Origin of the sequence: Thalassospira mesophila, assembly GCF_002115755.1 — a bacterium.
Taxonomy (GTDB): domain Bacteria; phylum Pseudomonadota; class Alphaproteobacteria; order Rhodospirillales; family Thalassospiraceae; genus Thalassospira; species Thalassospira mesophila.
The window spans coordinates 1-15824 of record NZ_JFKA01000006.1; the positions used below are offsets into that span (position 1 = coordinate 1).

The 15824-nt window shown below is 52.9% G+C and carries 15 protein-coding genes; 12 read left to right on the forward strand and 3 right to left on the reverse strand.

Features of this window, described 5'->3' with window-relative positions:
- From TMES_RS14030 to TMES_RS14040, 3 genes are all read right to left on the reverse strand, one after another.
- Positions 1-915, reverse strand: a 915-nt coding sequence (locus tag TMES_RS14030) for a TRAP transporter substrate-binding protein (RefSeq protein WP_085583619.1), incomplete at its 3' end; no start/stop codon positions are given.
- 148 nt (positions 916-1063) lie between these two features.
- Positions 1064-2425: a 3-carboxy-cis,cis-muconate cycloisomerase gene (gene pcaB / locus TMES_RS14035; RefSeq protein ID WP_085583621.1), complete on the reverse strand. Its 1362-nt coding sequence runs from the start codon at positions 2423-2425 to the stop codon at positions 1064-1066.
- Complete coding sequence (locus TMES_RS14040; protein ID WP_085583623.1) at positions 2415-3878, reverse strand: class II fumarate hydratase; 1464 nt, start codon at positions 3876-3878, stop codon at positions 2415-2417. The genes pcaB and TMES_RS14040 overlap by 11 nt, the downstream gene beginning before the upstream one ends.
- A gap of 172 nt (positions 3879-4050) precedes the next feature.
- On the opposite strand from TMES_RS14040, the gene TMES_RS14045 reads away from it, so the two are divergent.
- The 12 genes from TMES_RS14045 (at position 4051) to TMES_RS14100 (ending at position 15779) form a co-directional block, all read left to right on the forward strand.
- Entirely contained in the window at positions 4051-4791 is a 741-nt protein-coding gene (locus tag TMES_RS14045) for a GntR family transcriptional regulator (protein ID WP_143589661.1), read from the forward strand.
- Positions 4792-5009: 218 nt separating this feature from the next.
- Positions 5010-5462 carry a c-type cytochrome gene (locus TMES_RS14050; RefSeq protein ID WP_085583626.1) on the forward strand — a complete coding sequence of 151 codons (453 nt, stop codon included), beginning with the start codon at positions 5010-5012 and terminating at the stop codon, positions 5460-5462.
- Positions 5463-5489: 27 nt separating this feature from the next.
- Complete coding sequence (locus tag TMES_RS14055) at positions 5490-6833, forward strand: cbb3-type cytochrome c oxidase subunit I (RefSeq protein ID WP_085583628.1); 1344 nt, start codon at positions 5490-5492, stop codon at positions 6831-6833.
- 129 nt (positions 6834-6962) lie between these two features.
- Entirely contained in the window at positions 6963-7772 is an 810-nt protein-coding gene (locus tag TMES_RS14060) for a CbbQ/NirQ/NorQ/GpvN family protein (protein WP_085583630.1), read from the forward strand.
- A gap of 14 nt (positions 7773-7786) precedes the next feature.
- The gene (locus TMES_RS14065) at positions 7787-9757 is read left to right on the forward strand and encodes a nitric oxide reductase activation protein NorD (RefSeq protein ID WP_085583632.1); all 1971 of its coding nucleotides are present in this window, start codon (positions 7787-7789) and stop codon (positions 9755-9757) included.
- Positions 9754-10383: a cytochrome c oxidase subunit 3 family protein gene (locus TMES_RS14070; RefSeq protein WP_085583634.1), complete on the forward strand. Its 630-nt coding sequence runs from the start codon at positions 9754-9756 to the stop codon at positions 10381-10383. The genes TMES_RS14065 and TMES_RS14070 overlap by 4 nt, the downstream gene beginning before the upstream one ends.
- Positions 10380-10685, forward strand: a complete 306-nt coding sequence (locus TMES_RS14075; RefSeq protein ID WP_143589662.1) for a cytochrome C oxidase subunit IV family protein — start codon at positions 10380-10382, stop codon at positions 10683-10685. The genes TMES_RS14070 and TMES_RS14075 overlap by 4 nt, the downstream gene beginning before the upstream one ends.
- 281 nt (positions 10686-10966) lie before the next feature.
- Positions 10967-11635: a Crp/Fnr family transcriptional regulator gene (locus TMES_RS14080; protein WP_085583638.1), complete on the forward strand. Its 669-nt coding sequence runs from the start codon at positions 10967-10969 to the stop codon at positions 11633-11635.
- 112 nt (positions 11636-11747) lie between these two features.
- The gene (locus TMES_RS14085; RefSeq protein ID WP_085583640.1) at positions 11748-12479 is read left to right on the forward strand and encodes a Crp/Fnr family transcriptional regulator; all 732 of its coding nucleotides are present in this window, start codon (positions 11748-11750) and stop codon (positions 12477-12479) included.
- Complete coding sequence (locus tag TMES_RS14090) at positions 12457-13161, forward strand: Crp/Fnr family transcriptional regulator (protein ID WP_158091239.1); 705 nt, start codon at positions 12457-12459, stop codon at positions 13159-13161. The genes TMES_RS14085 and TMES_RS14090 overlap by 23 nt, the downstream gene beginning before the upstream one ends.
- A gap of 296 nt (positions 13162-13457) precedes the next feature.
- Positions 13458-14498 carry a LacI family DNA-binding transcriptional regulator gene (locus tag TMES_RS14095; protein WP_085583643.1) on the forward strand — a complete coding sequence of 347 codons (1041 nt, stop codon included), beginning with the start codon at positions 13458-13460 and terminating at the stop codon, positions 14496-14498.
- A 30-nt stretch (positions 14499-14528) separates the two neighbouring features.
- Entirely contained in the window at positions 14529-15779 is a 1251-nt protein-coding gene (locus tag TMES_RS14100) for an ABC transporter substrate-binding protein (RefSeq protein ID WP_211275925.1), read from the forward strand.
- Positions 15780-15824 lie beyond the last annotated feature (45 nt).

The following is a 15824-nucleotide window of genomic DNA, read 5'->3' on the forward strand; positions in this document are numbered from 1 at the left end:
CGTCTGCCAGTCGGTGAACTGTGCATCGGTCAGTTCAACAAGTTTGGTTTCACCGGACTTCAACGTTTTGTCGCGCTGTTCCATGTTCAATTCAGCCGCCAGGTCATTACCATATTTGGTGGCTTCGTCCATTGCCTGGCTCAGACCATTGCGGATTTCGGGATCAAGCCCGTTCCACCATTTGTCCGAGGTGATGACCATGTAATCAAGCAGGCCGTGGTTGGATTCAGTGATGTAATCCTGAACTTCATAGAATTTCTGCGAATACATGTTTGACCAGGTGTTTTCCTGACCATCAACCACACCGGTTTGCAAGGCGGTATAGGTTTCCGCAAAAGCCATTTTTTGCGGAACAGCACCAACAGCTTCAAACTGTGCGGCCAAAACATCCGACGTTTGAATGCGGAATTTCAGGCCTTTGGCATCGGTCGGTTCGCGCAGCGGTTTGTTGGCGGAAAGCTGTTTCAAGCCGTTATGCCAATAGCTAACGCCAAGCATGCCTTTGTCGGTCATGGAATTAAACAGGCCTTTGCCTTTGTCGCTGTCCTGGAAGCAGGAAACGGCATCCATGTCCTTGAACAGGAACGGCAGGTCAAACACCTGCAGCTTTTGGGTCCATTTATTAAGCTTGCCCAGTGCCGGTGCGGCAAACTGCACATCGCCGCGCAGAATGGCGGGGAGGACCTTGTTATCGTCAAAAAGCTGGGAATTCGGATAGACTTCAACTTTGACTTTGTCGCCCAGAATTTCTTCTGCACGTTTTTTGAAAAACTCGGCCGCTTTGCCCTTTGGGGTATCGGGGGCAACCCCGTGAGAAAACTTGATGATTTCTTGCGCAGATGCAGAAAAATCGAGGCCCGTGATCGCCAGCAGGGCGACACCGGCGAGTAGAATGTTTTTATTTAACAGACGCATTTTGAACTCCCTGAAGATTTTATTGCTATGGCAGCAAGTCATTATTTGAATTGTGGCGGGTATTTGATGTGCAACACTGTTTTAAAGGTGGTTCGAACATGTCCTTCCATTCAGGTGATTGTTTTTAAAGGAAGTGGAGAGCCGGGATTTAGTCAGAGTTGGCAAGAACCCGGTCGACCATTTTACTTGCGGCACCAAGATAGTTTTCGGGGTTGGTAAGATGTTTCAATTTTTCAAGCCCGAGAAAATCGACAACATTTTTCGTTTCACTTAAAATGTCATAAAGCGATTTGTCGGTTTTGACGGCCTGTCGGCACGCCGCATAGACCAGATCATGTGCGGACTGACGGCCGGTATCGGGGGCCAATGCCATCATCACGGCTTCGGCAACGATCAATCCGCGCGAAAAATCCAGATTAATCCGCATCCGTTCGGGGTAAACTTCCAGCCCGGACAGCATGAAGGACGCCTGGGCCAAGGCACCGGATGTCAGGGCAAAACTTTCCGGGATGGCAGACCATTCCAGATGCCACGGGCCAGTGGCGCGTTCAAAATCATGGGCCATGGCGTCGAGCATCAGCCCGGCATGCTGGCGCACCATTTTGGACGCCGCGATTATCAGCTCGCACGAAATCGGGTTGCGTTTTTGCGGCATCGTGCTGGAAGCGCCGCGATGCTGGCCGAAGGGTTCGGCAACTTCGCCAAGTTCGGTCGTCATCATGATGGATATATCAAGAGCGATCTTGGCCAGACTGCCGCAGACCAATGCCATGATCTGAACTGCTTCGGCCATGCTGTCGCGGCTGGAATGCCAGGTGATGGCGGGCACGCCAAGGCCAAGTTCATGCGCCAGTTCGGCCTGTACGGCCAATCCGTTGTCGCCAAGGGATGCCAGTGTTCCGCTGGCACCTGAAAACTGCACCACCAAAAGCCGGGGCTTTAACTGCGCAATGCGTTCTAGGTGCCGTTCAAGGCTGCTTAACCAGACGGCGGCCTTGTAGCCAAAGGTAACCGGCAGGGCGTGCTGCAAATGGGTGCGGCCCGCCATCGGGGTATCGCGATGTGTTTTGGCCAGGATACGCAACGCCGCGATGGTCTGGTTTAACCGTAAAACGATGATATCCAGCGCCTGGCGAAGTTGCAGCACCGTGGCCGTATCCATGATGTCCTGGGTTGTGGCACCCCAATGCAGATATCGGCCTGCATCACCAGCGGCGTTCGAAAGCAGTTCGACAATCGGCAGGATCGGATAGCCGACATTGGCGGTTTCACGTTGCAGATAGTCCAGGTCAAATTCATATTTTCCTGCGGCATCTGCAATGCCTGTTGCTGCGGCTTTTGGAATAACGCCCAGCCGGGCTTCGGCGCTGGCAAGGGCAACTTCCACCTCGACGCACCGTTGCACGTAGGCACGGAAATTAAAAACAGCGCGCATGTCGTCATCGACAAAGCTTTGTCCGAATAAAGGAGAATCAACTAGCGACAGCGGTGTCAGCGTTTCAAACGGCATTGGATTGCTCCTTTTTATCCGTGCGGGGCAGCGTTGACGGAGCGCAAGGGCTGGCACCGGCGGTTTTGTCGAGATGATCCGGGTTTAAAACCGCGGCAAGGTGCCTGTCATATTCCGCACGCGAAAGAAGTCCTTCGCGTTCAAGGATGTCGCGCATTGCTACACCGGTATCCCACGATTGCCGGGTGACACGGGCGGCGGTGTCGTAACCTAGAACCGGGCCTAAAATAGCGCCCAGCACAGGGGATTGCTCAAGCGAGCGCAAAAGATCGTCGCGATCTGCCCGCAAACCCCGAATACAGCCAGAGGCCAGCACCTGCTGCGCATCCGAAAGCAATTGAATCGAATTGAGAATTTCATTGAGGATAAGCGGCTTGCAGGTGTTGAGCTGAAGAACACCTGAACTGTTTGCCGCCGTAACGGCGGCTGAATTACCGATAACCCGCATACAGACCTGAATGACGGCTTCGCAGACAGTTGCATTGCGTTTGGCCGGCATGATGGACGAAGACAGACCATCATCAGGTAAAAACATGGCCGGTTTGCCGCCAAGGCTGGAAGTAAGCAGCCGGATATCGGTGCATATTTTTAACAGGGCTGACGCCAGAACATTTAACGTTCCACACAATGCGGCAAACCCGTCATGTGCCGCCATTAGATGGGACGGGGCCGGGCTGGCTGTTAGCGGTTTGCCCACAAACTGCGACAGATCCTTTGCAAGTGTATTGGCAAATCCGGGCGTGCCATTAACACCACTGCCGCTTGCCGTGCCACCTTGGGGAATTTCGCAAAGTTCCAGCGTTTGGGCTTCAATCCGGCGCCAGGCATGGTCAATCTGGCGCTGCCATGCCCGAAATTCCATCCCCAACGTCACAGGGAGGGCATCCTGAAGATGCGTCATGCCAAGTTTCACGTAATCATGAAATTCGTCTGCGCGCGCGCCAAGATCGGCTGACAATTGCCGGGCTGCGTCGGCCAGCGGGCCAAAGGCCGCACGCACCACGCTCATATGCATAATCGTCGGGAATGTATCGTTCGATGACTGCCCCAGATTAACATGATCGTTGGGATGAATGGGGGAACGTGCCCCGATGGGGTGCCCCAGTATTTCATTCGCACGGTTTGCGATAACTTCGTTTGCATTCATATTTGTTTGGGTGCCCGAGCCCGTTTGCCAAAGCGCAACCGGGAACTGGTCGTCAAAACGGCCCGCCTGCATTTCCTCTGCAGCGGTAATAATAACGGCTCCGAGTGCTTCGGGCAGAAGGCCAAGGGCGATATTGGCGCGCGCCGCCGCCGCCTTTTGGGCACCGAAACAGCGAATGACATCGACCGGTAAACGTTCGTCGCCAATCGCAAACAGCAGGCGCGACCGTTCCGTTTGCGGACCCCAATAGGCCCCGGACGGTATTGCGATTTCTCCGTAGGCGTCCGCTTCTATACGGTTATTCATTATTCAGACCTTCACATCGCGAAACGCATTTTGTATGATGGTTACGCTGTTTGTTCGAATGTACGTACAATACTTTGTTCGAATGTACGTACATTGTCAAACGGAAAGATAAAGGCGCGCTGAAATTTTCTTGGTGCCGCATTGTAGGCGTATAAACAAGGGCGTTAACCAATTGGGAACAAAGCAAAGCCAGCCGAAATACAGAATTGTCGAGGATTATCTCAGGGCCCGCATTTCATCTGGCGAATTCGCGGTTGATACACTTCTACCGACCGAAGAAAATCTGTGCGCGCGGTTTGGTGTCAGCCGGGCGACGGTCCGCACCGCGCTTAGCAATATTCAGTCGGATGGTTTGATTGTGCGCAGTGCTGCTATTGGCTCGCGCGTGGTAAGTTCGCAAAGAAATCAGGCGTTCCAGGCTGGCTGGAATTCGGTCGAGGATTTGCTGCAATATACGACGTCGGTGCGATTGCAAATTACGTCCATCGAGGAAATCGTTCTGGACAAAAAAATGGCCGACGAAATCGGATTTGGTGTTGGCCGAAGTCTGGTGCTGGTCAAAGGGGTTCGCTGGAACCAGAACGAAACCAGCGAACCTGTTTGTCTGGTCGAGGTTTATTTTGACGCGCTTTACAATGGCGTTGTCGATAAAATAGGGACCACGGCGCGCCCGATTGCTGATTTGATCGAGGAGCAATATCAGGTCCGTATTGAAGCCATCCATCAGGAAGTATCGGCCCGCCAGTTATCTGCGCAAGCAGCAGCCACGCTTAAAGCTGTCGAGGCCAGCCCGTCGCTGTTGATTAAAAGATGGTATTCGGACAGTCGAAACAATGTGTTTCAAATGTCGCGCACCGAATATCCGGCGGATCGTTTTCGCTATGTCGTGGATTTTGGCCGCTCGCGCGAGTGAAAACCGGAATTTATCTTAGGTAAAATTTGCCGGTTAATCGCAGGAAACCAGCAGAAACGGATGTTTTCAGACTGCGGCCTTTCCCCCGTTCTTGCCCGGACTTTAAAGTTATTTGACCACCGTCAAGGTGTGAAGCTTCCATCCGATAAATGATTGCCCGATACCGTTTTGGGGACAGAACGGTTTCGGAATTTCAATCGGAGCGAGGATCCGTTCACATGTCGGAACGTCTGACAAAATCCGCCGCACGGAATATTTTCTACGGCGGGACGATCTTCTTCCTGGTCATCTTTCTCGGGTTGACCCTGCAAAGTCACAATTACATCGTCACCACATCCACCAATGAGGATGAACTGACGGCGTCTGTTGTGGCAGGCAAGCATATCTGGGAACGCAATGCCTGCATCAATTGCCATACGCTTTTGGGGGAAGGGGCCTATTTTGCCCCCGAGCTTGGCAATGTCTGGGTGCGCTATGGCGGCAAGGAAGACCCGGAAGGCGCACGTGACTCGTTAAAAGCCTGGATGCAATCCCAGCCCAGCGGCATCGAAGGCAGACGCCAGATGCCACAATTCAATCTGTCTGATCAGGAACTGGACGAACTCGTCGATTTTTTGAAATGGACGAGCGAAATCAACACCCAGGGCTGGCCGCCAAACGAGGCGGGGTAACGTGATGCTGATGGAAACGAGGCCACAATGAAATATCAATCACAAAAAGTGGCGCTGTATTACATATATGGTGCCCTGACATTGTTCGCAGCCCAGATCGTGTTTGGTGTGGTCGCGGGTACGGTTTATGTCTTTCCGAATTTCTTGTCGGAAGTCTTGCCGTTTAACGTTATCCGCATGATTCATACCAACGCACTGATCGTGTGGTTGTTGATGGGCTATTTTGGTGCTGCATATTATTTGCTGCCCGAAGAATGCGAAACGGAAATTCACAGTCCCAAACTGGCGATTATCCAGTTCTGGCTGTTTATGGCGGCGGCGTTGGCGGCGGTTGTTTGTTATATTCTGGGCATTCACGAAGGACGTGAATTCCTTGAACAACCCTTGCCGATCAAGGTCGCCATTGTCGTTGTCGCGCTTATTTTTCTTTACAACTCAACCTTAACCCTGCTGAAAGGGCGTAAAACTGCGATTTCGAACGTTTTGATCGTCGGGTTGTGGTTTGTTGCCTTGCTGTTCCTGTTCGCCTTTTATAATCCGGCGAACCTGTCGCTCGACAAAATGTACTGGTGGTATGTCATCCATCTGTGGGTGGAAGGCGTTTGGGAACTGATCATGGCATCCATTCTCGCCTTCTTGATGATCAAGATGACCGGGGTGGACCGTGAGGTGATCGAAAAATGGCTTTATGTCATGGTGTCGCTTAGCCTGTTTACCGGCATTCTTGGCACGGGCCACCATTATCTGTGGATCGGAACGCCCGGCTACTGGCAATGGATTGGCAATGTATTTTCCACCCTGGAAATCGTGCCGTTTTTCGCCATGGTCGTGTTTTGTTTCTACATGGTGTGGAAAGGGGGCCGCGAACATCCCAACAAGGCGGCGTTGCTTTGGGCGCTGGGGTGTTCGGTTATGGCGTTTTTCGGGGCCGGTGTGTGGGGTTTCATGCACACCATTTCCTCGATCAATTATTACAGCCACGGCACCCAGATTACCGCAGCACACGGGCACCTTGCCTTTTACGGGGCCTATGTGATGCTTAACCTGGCCATCTTCACCTATGCCTTGCCCTATTTGCGCGGGCGTGCCCCGTACAATCAGCAACTTAATATGTGGGGTTTCTGGATTACGACCAGTGCTATGGCTTTCATGACCTTTACCCTGACATTTGCCGGGATTGTGCAAGTGCATCTTCAGCGGGTTCTGGGCATGGCCTATATGGAAGTGCAAGACCAGATTGCACTGTTTTACTGGATGCGGCTTGGGGCCGGGGTGGTGGTGCTGATCGGTGTCACCCTGATCATCTGGTCGCTGGTGGTGGTACCACGGGCACGGCCAGCAACTGGCGCAGTTCGCCAGACTGGCAAGTAACCGTAATCAAGGCAACGTGCCAAAATCCATGCTCCCCTTTGCGATAGGCACGTCGCGGATAATGGCCGGTTAACATGGGGAACCGGCCATTGTCTTTTGGTTCTTCCCTTTAGGGTCAGGTACAGTCAAATGTCTGTTGTTTTTAAAGAAAAGCCTGCCGCGGACGATGTTCCGTTTTATCACGCAACGGGTAACGAAGAGCGCCTGTTTGAAACCGCTTTTGCCCAACGCCTTCCCTTATTGTTAAAAGGCCCAACCGGATGCGGCAAAACCCGGTTTGTCAGTCATATGGCCGCCCGGCTGGGTGTGCCGCTTTATACGGTTTCGTGCCATGATGATTTAACCGCCGCCGATTTAACCGGGCGATTTTTGATCAAGGGCGGCGAAACTGTTTGGGCCGATGGCCCGTTAACGCGCGCGGTGCGAACCGGGGGTATTTGTTACCTTGATGAAGTGGTCGAGGCGCGCAAGGATGTAACGGTGGTGTTGCATCCCCTGACCGATGATCGGCGTATTTTGCCGCTTGATCGCACCGGCGAGGTTTTGCAGGCGCCGCCCGGTTTCATGCTGGTGGTGTCGTATAACCCCGGTTATCAAAACCTGCTAAAGCAGCTTAAACCCTCTACCCGGCAGCGTTTTTTGGCGATGGAATTTGGTTTTCCCGACCCTGAAAGCGAAACAGTCGTAATTATGCGTGAAACCGGTATCGACCGCGACCGCGCGGCGACACTGGTTCGAATAGCAGGCAATATTCGCAAGCTTTCGGGCATTGACCTGGAGGAAGCGGCCTCGACACGTTTGCTGGTGTATTGCGCCACCTTGCTGATGGCAGGGGTGGATTTTGACAGTGCCGTTGCCGCCGCCATTATTGAACCGCTATCAGATGATGCCGATATCAAGGCCGGGCTGCGCGAAGCCATCGCCATTATCCGTGGTTAAATCGGGAGGCGAAAATGGGTTTCGATTTTCTGGAATTTGAAGAACAGATCGGCATGCTGTGGCACCGGCTTGCCTCGCGCAATCAGGAAAGTTATGTCGATCATAAATCCTGCGCGGTTGCCTTTATTGATGTGCGGGGAGTGTTGCCGGTCATATTTCGCGCCCTTGGCGGTGACCCGGCCCTTGAATTTGCCCAGATCGATAAACGGGTATCGGCTCACCGGTTAGGGTGGCGCCAAAAAATTGGCCTGGTGGACGAACAAATTGCCGTGGCCGAAATGACGGAAATGGCGGTTAAGTTGCCGCCGGAACTGTCACTGTTTCCCGCACGGGCGCTTAATCGTGATCTTTATATCTGGTTGATGGCATGGTTTGCGGCATCGGCACAGCAACCGGTCATAACGGCAACATCCACCAGCCTGTTTGACACTGATATTGCCCGGTTGCGCCGGGCCTATCATACCGATATTGCCCTTTGTGCCTTGTTCCCCGGCATTATGGCACTGCGCAAACGGTTATATAATGCCTTTATCGCGCTGCGGCCCAGCCGGGTTTTGCCAAAGGTCGAACAGCAGGTTGAAGACTGCGTTCTGGCAATTTTACAGCCCACCGCGACACGCCAACTACCCGATTTATGGCCGTTCATCACCCGGAGCCTGTCTGAACCCGCCCCAGCCGAAATTTTGTTAAAAGCTGGCGCGGTGCAAACGGGGCGATATGCGCCGTTTTTGCCGGTGCCGCTGTGGGGCGATGTGTATTTTACAGGCACCGCCACGCGAAAGCATGGTGACGAGGATGAAGACGATGCTGACTCTGCCGATGGCGATCGCGATCGGAAAAAAAGTGCCCGGCGGCGAAAAAACGATCAGGCAGGACGTGATGACCCGCTGGCGTTAAACCGGTTTGAAAAAATTCTGTCGATTGCCGAAATGGTTAATGTTAACCGCCCGATGGACGACGAAGACGCCGACGATGCCAAAAAAGCCGCCGACGAGCTTGAGGAAATGGAAATTTCCGACTGCAAACGCAAGGCGGCAACCAAGCTGCGTTTTGATCTGGATTTACCGCCCGCCGGGGCCGATGACGGACGCATAACCGGCGAGTGGGTTTATCCCGAATGGGATTATCGCCGCCAGGCCTATCGTCCTGACTATTGCAAGGTCATCATGCAGGCCGCCAGTGACATGCGCGATGAGGCCAGCATGTGGTATCCCGATGATGTTGAGCGGCGGCAAATTGGCCGTATTCGCCGCCAGTTCGAGGCATTTCGCCCCCGTAACGAGGTTTTGCGCGGTCAGCTTGAAGGCGCAGAGCTGGACCTGGAAGCCCTGGTGCGCGCACGGTGCGACCAAAGTGCCACGGGCGAACTTAACGGCCGTGTTTATCTTGACCATGTGCGACGCGCGCGCGATTTGTCGGTCGCGGTTTTGATCGATGTATCCTTATCGACCGATGCTTGGGTTAAGGATCATCGGGTGCTTGATGTTGAAAAACAGGCATTATCGGTTTTGGCCAGCGGGCTGGATGTTTGCGGTGATGAGTTTGGTGTTTTCAGTTTTACCTCGCGCCGCCGCGACTGGGTGCGGATCAACGCGATCAAGGAATTTGCTGAAGATTGGTCGCCGCAATGTCAAAAACGCATTCAGGCGTTGCGACCGGGCTATTATACGCGCTTGGGCGCAGCCATTCGCCATACGGGAAAATTGCTGGACGACCGCCCGCATCAAAACCGTTTGATGCTGGTGATTACCGACGGCAAACCCAACGATGTTGATCATTATGAAGGGCGTTATGGCATTGAAGACAGCCGCCGCGCGGTGCGGGAATGTCGCCGCGACGGGCTGGCTTTGTTCGGCGTTACGGTGGATCGCAAGGCGCAGGATTATTTCCCCTATATTTTTGGGGCGGCCGGTCATGCCATTGTCGGCACACTTGAAAATTTGCCAGCAGCCCTGCCACGTATCTACCGGCAGCTTGTGCAATGAAGGGTGATAAAAATACCGTCGATTGCCCGGTTCGCGATGTTGCCGTCGACATAGCCGCGCCCGAGGGGGACGAAGATACAGGCGGGTGGGGCGGGCTGGAATTTTTGCCCGGCCATCCGCTGATATGGGTGCTGATTTTATCCGAACTTGTGGTGTTCGGCGCCTTCTTGCTGGTTTTTTCCGCGGTGCGGATTATGGACCCCGCCGGTTTCGCCGCCGACCAGCTGCATCTAAGCCCGCTGGCCGGGGGGATAAACACCATCATTTTACTGACCAGCGGGCTATGTGCCGTTTTTGCCATGCGCGCGGTTGAACACGGCAAGCTGCTGTCCTGTCGGGTGTGGCTGGGGGCGACGGCACTTTTGGGGCTGGTTTTTCTGATTGTCAAACTGCTTGAATATGGGGCTAAAATTGATGCGGGCATCACCATCGATACCAGCACATTTTTCACCCTTTATTTTCTGATCACCGGCTTTCATGCCCTGCATGTGGTGTTGGGACTGGGCATTTTATGTGTGGTCGGCATTTGGCCCAGCCGGATCAATATCGAAACCGGGACGGCATTCTGGCATATGGTTGATTTGATCTGGGTACTGGTTTTTCCGGTGATTTATCTGGTGCGATGATGGAACACAAAACCGTTTCTGCGCGAACTGCGACATGGGTGTGGGGCGTTGCCAGCACGGCCACAATACTTGCCCTGGCCGCAACATTTGAACAGGTGCCGGGCGGTGCCCTGATTGCGCGTTTTTTGCCCGTTGTTATTATTATGGCGGTGGCAAGTACCAAGGCGTGGCTGATTTTGCGGTTTTATCTCGGGCTGCGGAATGCCCAAGGCAGTTGGACCGGGTTATTTGCGGCTTTTTTGATCGTGATTGTTGTTGGTGTTGTTTTTGCCCAGGCCGCGATCATTCTGATCGATCAATGATTTGGTCATGTACGGTTTTGGCTGGCATTTGTTGTTGACCGGAATCAAGCGATCACGCGCCGAAAAGTTCATGCTGCAAACCGGGCTGTAAGCCAGGGTCGGGAAGGCATGTTTAAATGATCGGTATAAATTGCGGTTGCGCATTGTAACGTCCTTCCTTTTGATTTTTTATAACATTTACAGTTTGAAAATTGGCCGATGGCTATGTCTTGCGTTCTGGTCGCAATGTTGACCGTCGCATTGTGCTTGTTTTCAATCGTATCTGTCAGGGAGCACGAACAATGTCACGCCGAAACCTGGTTGCCGCCGACTATGACCTGATTTCCAATGTTGCTGTGATGTCGGCGTTTTCCAGACCGGAAGTTGCCGATATGGTGAGCGGCACGGCGGTAAGCATTTATCCTGCGAGCCAGCTTTTGTTTAACGAAGGCGAAGCCGCGGACAAATTTTTTATCGTGATTAAAGGTCAGGTGCGCCTGTTTCGTATTCTTGGTGATGGCCGGGTAACGCTTTTTCATTTGGTAGCCGCCGGGGAACCTCTGGCCGAGGCCGTGATGTTGGCCGGGCAAAATTACCCTGTGTCGGCGGAATGCGCCCCGGGAAGCGAAGTTGTGGCGATTAGCAAAACCCAGTTTGTGACGCGCCTGAAAGCTGACCGCGCCATGATTGGACGTATGATGCAGTCCCTGATTGAACGAGAACGGTTTTTTTATCAGGAATTGCATGACCTGCGACAAAGAAGCCCGATGCAACGTCTGGCCGGGTTTTTACTGGCACAGGATGGCGGCGATAAATTGTCAGTGCCAAAACATGTGATTGCCAACCGGATCGGTGTGACGCCAGAAACATTTTCCCGTGCTTTGCGCAGGCTTGAAGACGGTGGATTTATCGAACGTGACGTCGATATGACCATACGGGATCGCGATGGTCTTAGCCGTTTTGCCCAATGAGGTGGCGGGCGGCGGTTTTATCAGGTTGATATGGAACAAAGCAGCGATGAGGACACATGGTTAGAGTGACTCCAGCATAGATTACAACCGTCTCCGCATTACGGATCATGTCATGATAAACGATATCGAACGTATCGCTGGTGTTCTTCGCTTTGCGACTTATTTCCGAACATGGCCACAGGAAGATATTCTTGAGCTGGCAGGCCTGTGTGACTGGGTGCGGCTGGATGCAGACACCGCGATGATTTCATCGGGCCAACCGGCGTTGGCTTTGTATTTGATCGTGAACGGGCATGTTGAACTGTCGTTTGAAGATCGCAGTGGCAAAAGTGGCCTGATTGATCTTTTGGGCAATGGCCAACTGGTGGGCGAATGTGCGCTGGTGCCCGAGGGGTGCTATGCCGTTTCAGTTCGCACGTTAGAAGCAACAACCGCCATTCGCATTGACGGTCCGGGTTTTTCCGATTTTCTGGCCGATCATTTTGATTGCGCCCTGACCATGATGTCGGCAATGACGGAGCGGTTATGCCAGATGTTGCGTCAGGCCGAAGAACTTAAATGCCGATCCGCTGCCCAGCGATTGGGGATTTATTTACTGGCCGATGCGGTGGCGATTGATGGTGTTTATGAAACGCCGCTGACCATTGAAAAATCGGCCTTGGCGCGCAAGCTGGGCATGACCAGCGAAACCATATCGCGCGCGCTGAAAAAGCTTGTCGATGTTGGGGTAACGCAACATTCCAACGGCCATATTATCCGCATTGCCAACGCTGAAATACTGGCGGAATGGTGCGGCCTTGCAGGCAATGATGGAGACGAAAATGCGTTCAAGACCGCTGTCTGAAACGGAACGTGATCTTGTTGCAACGGCCCCGTTATTTTCAGCCCTGGGGGAAGAACGTTTCCGCGATCTGGTTGGGAAATGCCGGGTCGAATGCCATGCTGTTGGCGAATACTTGTTTCAGGCGGGTGATATCGCCGATCATTTATACTTTTTGTTATTCGGGCAGTTGCGTCTGGTCAGGATTTCGGCGCAGGGCGAAGAAACCGTTATGCATTTCCTGACCCGGGCCTGTGCCTTTGCCGAGGCCATTTCACTTGCCGGGCGGGCGTACCCGGTAAATTGCGAGGTCATGGAAGAATGCGAAATTGTGGTGGTGCCGCGTGACGCCTGTGTCGCCCTTTTGCGCAGCACACCGCGTGTGGCAACCGACGTTCTTGTTAGCTTGATAGAGTGGGAACGCTTTTTGCTCGACGAAGTCTATCAGCTTCGCCACACAAAACCATTGCAACGAATTGCATCGTTTCTGATTGATTTTGAAGATCGTAGCGGCGAACAGTCTGTGGGTGTCAATGCCGTCGCTTATCCTGAAAAGCGCCAAATCGCGAGCCGGATTGGTGTGACGCCCGAAACATTTTCCCGGTCTTTGCGAAAACTTGAAGCCGCCGGCGCGATTGCCAAAGGCCCCCATCTGAAAATTCTGGATCGTCACATACTGGAACAATCCGCCCAGATGGCGGGTTGATAAAACAATCAGATGGAATGATACAAACAAAGCAATTGTGGTTTACATCTTAAAGATATAAGCCACAGCTGCTTTGTCAAGATGGGCAGATAAATTTTACTGCGGATCGCACATGAGCAGCCAAACCACTTCGATCAGGTTTGGAAGTCGCAGATCAAAATCATCAGCCATTGATGTCACCGTCTGACACGTTATGAAGCCGAATTGAACTGGGGGTTGACAGCATTTATCTTTTAGATTATACGCTTAATCAAATAGATTATGCGCTTAATCTCGCGTTTATCCGGAGTGTTTTAGTGTCCGTTAAGCAAAGTCGCATCAAGCGTGTCACCCAAAGCGATGTTGCCGCCATGGCCGGTGTTTCAACCGCCGTGGTATCTGCTGTGATTTCGCCAAAGCCGGGCAAAACCATTCGTGTTGGTGAAGAGGCCGAAAAACGGGTCCGGGCAGCGATGGAGACTTTGGGTTACGCCCCGGATGTTGTTGCCCAGTCATTGGCAGGGGGAAAGCGCAATATTATCGGCGTTTTTACTTATGAAGCCATCTTTCCGTCAGACAGTGAAAACTTCTTCTATCCATTTTTACTTGGCATTGAGCGCGGCGCGATGAAACTTGGGCAGGACTTGCTGCTTTTCACATCATCGTCGCTTGAAAAAGGGCCGCGCAGCATTTTTCCAGGTGGTGCCAACCGCATGGGTGTTGCCGACGGGGCTATTCTGTTGGGCGAAGAACCCGATAAACGCGAGCTAAAACGGCTTTACGATACGGGGTTTCCGTTTGTAACCATTGGCCGCCGCGATACTGTCAAAGCAGAACTTAACTGGGTCGCCGCCGATTACGCCGCTGCCGTTGCCGATGTAGTAAAACGCTGTGCCGCATTGGGCCATCGCAAATTAAAGTTTGTCGGCGCAACGAAAGTCCGCGAACAAAATATTGACCGCGAACGTGGCTTTATGGGACGGCAGGCAGAAGACCTGACCCTTTCCGTCGAACGATGTGAAACTGATGACATCAATGGTGAATGGCTTCGTCGGTGTCTGGACGATGGATACACTGTTGTTCTGACCGAAACCTTCAAACACGCCGTTGCATTAGAATGCCAGGTGGCCGCAATGCACGGCAGTGTACCACAGACCATTTCCATCGTTGCATTGGCATCCCCGCTAACCCGACCCGCCGATGTCGAACGCTGGACGCGGATTTCCGTCCCCCGGGAAGAAATGGGCGAAGTCGCCGTGCGCAACCTGATTGCGCAGATCAGAAGCCCTGAAAACACCCCCATAAAAACCACGTTGCCTTGCGGTTTCGTACCAGGCAGCACCCTGCAAGCCATCTGAACTTAATCTGAAACGGGAGGTAACAAAAAAATGTCAACCATAATGATTAAGCGCTTAATTTGCGCAGCCGTGTTTAGTGGAACCATCGCAACAAACGTGAATGCCGAGGAATTGCGTTTTACTGTCTGGACCGGTAGCAAGGCGCACCTTGATATGCTTAACGATATCGCCAACGGTTTCAAGCAAACCCATCCTGATGTAACCGTCCGGTACGACACCATTCCCTTTGGGGATTATGTGCAAAAGCTGACATTACAAATGGCCGGTGGCAATCCCCCCGACCTTGGCTGGCTGCTTGAAAACTCGGCCCCGGCTTTTGTCGAAGCGGGCGCATTAGCCGACGTTTCAAAGACACTGCACGCGACAGAAAATTATAACTATGCTGATTTCTCGACATCTGCCATGGGCCTTTGGACCAAAGACGATAGTGTTTATGGCATTCCTTTTTCGACGTCACCGTTTCTCGTCTATTACAATAAATCGCTTTACGATGCCGCCGGACTGGAAACACCGGACCAGCGTGCAACAGATGGCACCTGGACGTGGGAACAGCTTAAAAAAGATGCCGCCACCCTGCGCAACGCAGATGCAGGGGTATGGGGTTATGAAACAGTTGATGGTCAGGGCTATAGCGCACGCGTATGGCATAACCTGATCCCGATCATCCGCGCCTATGGCGGGAATGCATGGACAGATGGGACCTGCCACCTTGACAGCCCCGAGGCCGTTAAGGCCATCAAGTTGTTTCATAACATGATTTATGTCGATGGATCAGCCGTTCCCCCTGGCGAACAGGGCGATTTCTTTTCAGGTAAATCAGCCCTGACTGTTACTCAGATTTCACGCGTTTCCAAACTGGCCGACGCAAATTTTGACTGGGGAATTGCGCCCCTGCCCGCCGGCCCCGCCGGAAATGCGGCGACCGTTGGCCAGGCAGCTGTTGTTGCCTTTGCTCAGGGTAAAAACAAAGAAATCGCAGCTGAATTCCTTGCCTATATGACCAGCGCAAAAAACGTTGCAAAAATGGCCGAATTTTTCCCGCCGGCACGTAAATCCGTACTTGAAGGAGACGCTTTCCTGTCTAGTAACCCGGCAATCACCCCGGCACAAATGAAAATTGTTGCCCAAGGCATTGAAAACGGTTCCGTCCTGCCAAGCCATGAACATTTCCCACAAATCGAAGCAAAAGCCCGGCCGGAGTTCGATGCACTTTGGTCAAAGGATGCCGACATTCAGGCAACCATGACCAAACTTTGCCAGGGCATTCAGCCCCTTTTGTAACGCACAACCAGGATGGGCGACGATACCACCCGTTATCGTCGCCCA

Excerpts from the sequence above, each read along its gene's own strand:
- TMES_RS14065 (WP_085583632.1), top strand. The coding sequence starts at position 7,787 with ATGGGTTTCGATTTTCTGGAATTTGAAGAACAGATCGGCATGCTGTGG.
- TMES_RS14050 (WP_085583626.1), top strand. The coding sequence starts at position 5,010 with ATGTCGGAACGTCTGACAAAATCCGCCGCACGGAATATTTTCTACGGC.
- TMES_RS14100 (WP_211275925.1), top strand. The coding sequence starts at position 14,529 with ATGTCAACCATAATGATTAAGCGCTTAATTTGCGCAGCCGTGTTTAGT.
- pcaB (WP_085583621.1), bottom strand. The coding sequence starts at position 2,425 with ATGCCGTTTGAAACGCTGACACCGCTGTCGCTAGTTGATTCTCCTTTA.
- TMES_RS14075 (WP_143589662.1), top strand. The coding sequence starts at position 10,380 with ATGATGGAACACAAAACCGTTTCTGCGCGAACTGCGACATGGGTGTGG.
- TMES_RS14060 (WP_085583630.1), top strand. The coding sequence starts at position 6,963 with ATGTCTGTTGTTTTTAAAGAAAAGCCTGCCGCGGACGATGTTCCGTTT.
- TMES_RS14055 (WP_085583628.1), top strand. The coding sequence starts at position 5,490 with ATGAAATATCAATCACAAAAAGTGGCGCTGTATTACATATATGGTGCC.
- TMES_RS14040 (WP_085583623.1), bottom strand. The coding sequence starts at position 3,878 with ATGAATAACCGTATAGAAGCGGACGCCTACGGAGAAATCGCAATACCG.
- TMES_RS14070 (WP_085583634.1), top strand. The coding sequence starts at position 9,754 with ATGAAGGGTGATAAAAATACCGTCGATTGCCCGGTTCGCGATGTTGCC.
- TMES_RS14080 (WP_085583638.1), top strand. The coding sequence starts at position 10,967 with ATGTCACGCCGAAACCTGGTTGCCGCCGACTATGACCTGATTTCCAAT.
- TMES_RS14090 (WP_158091239.1), top strand. The coding sequence starts at position 12,457 with ATGCGTTCAAGACCGCTGTCTGAAACGGAACGTGATCTTGTTGCAACG.
- TMES_RS14085 (WP_085583640.1), top strand. The coding sequence starts at position 11,748 with ATGATAAACGATATCGAACGTATCGCTGGTGTTCTTCGCTTTGCGACT.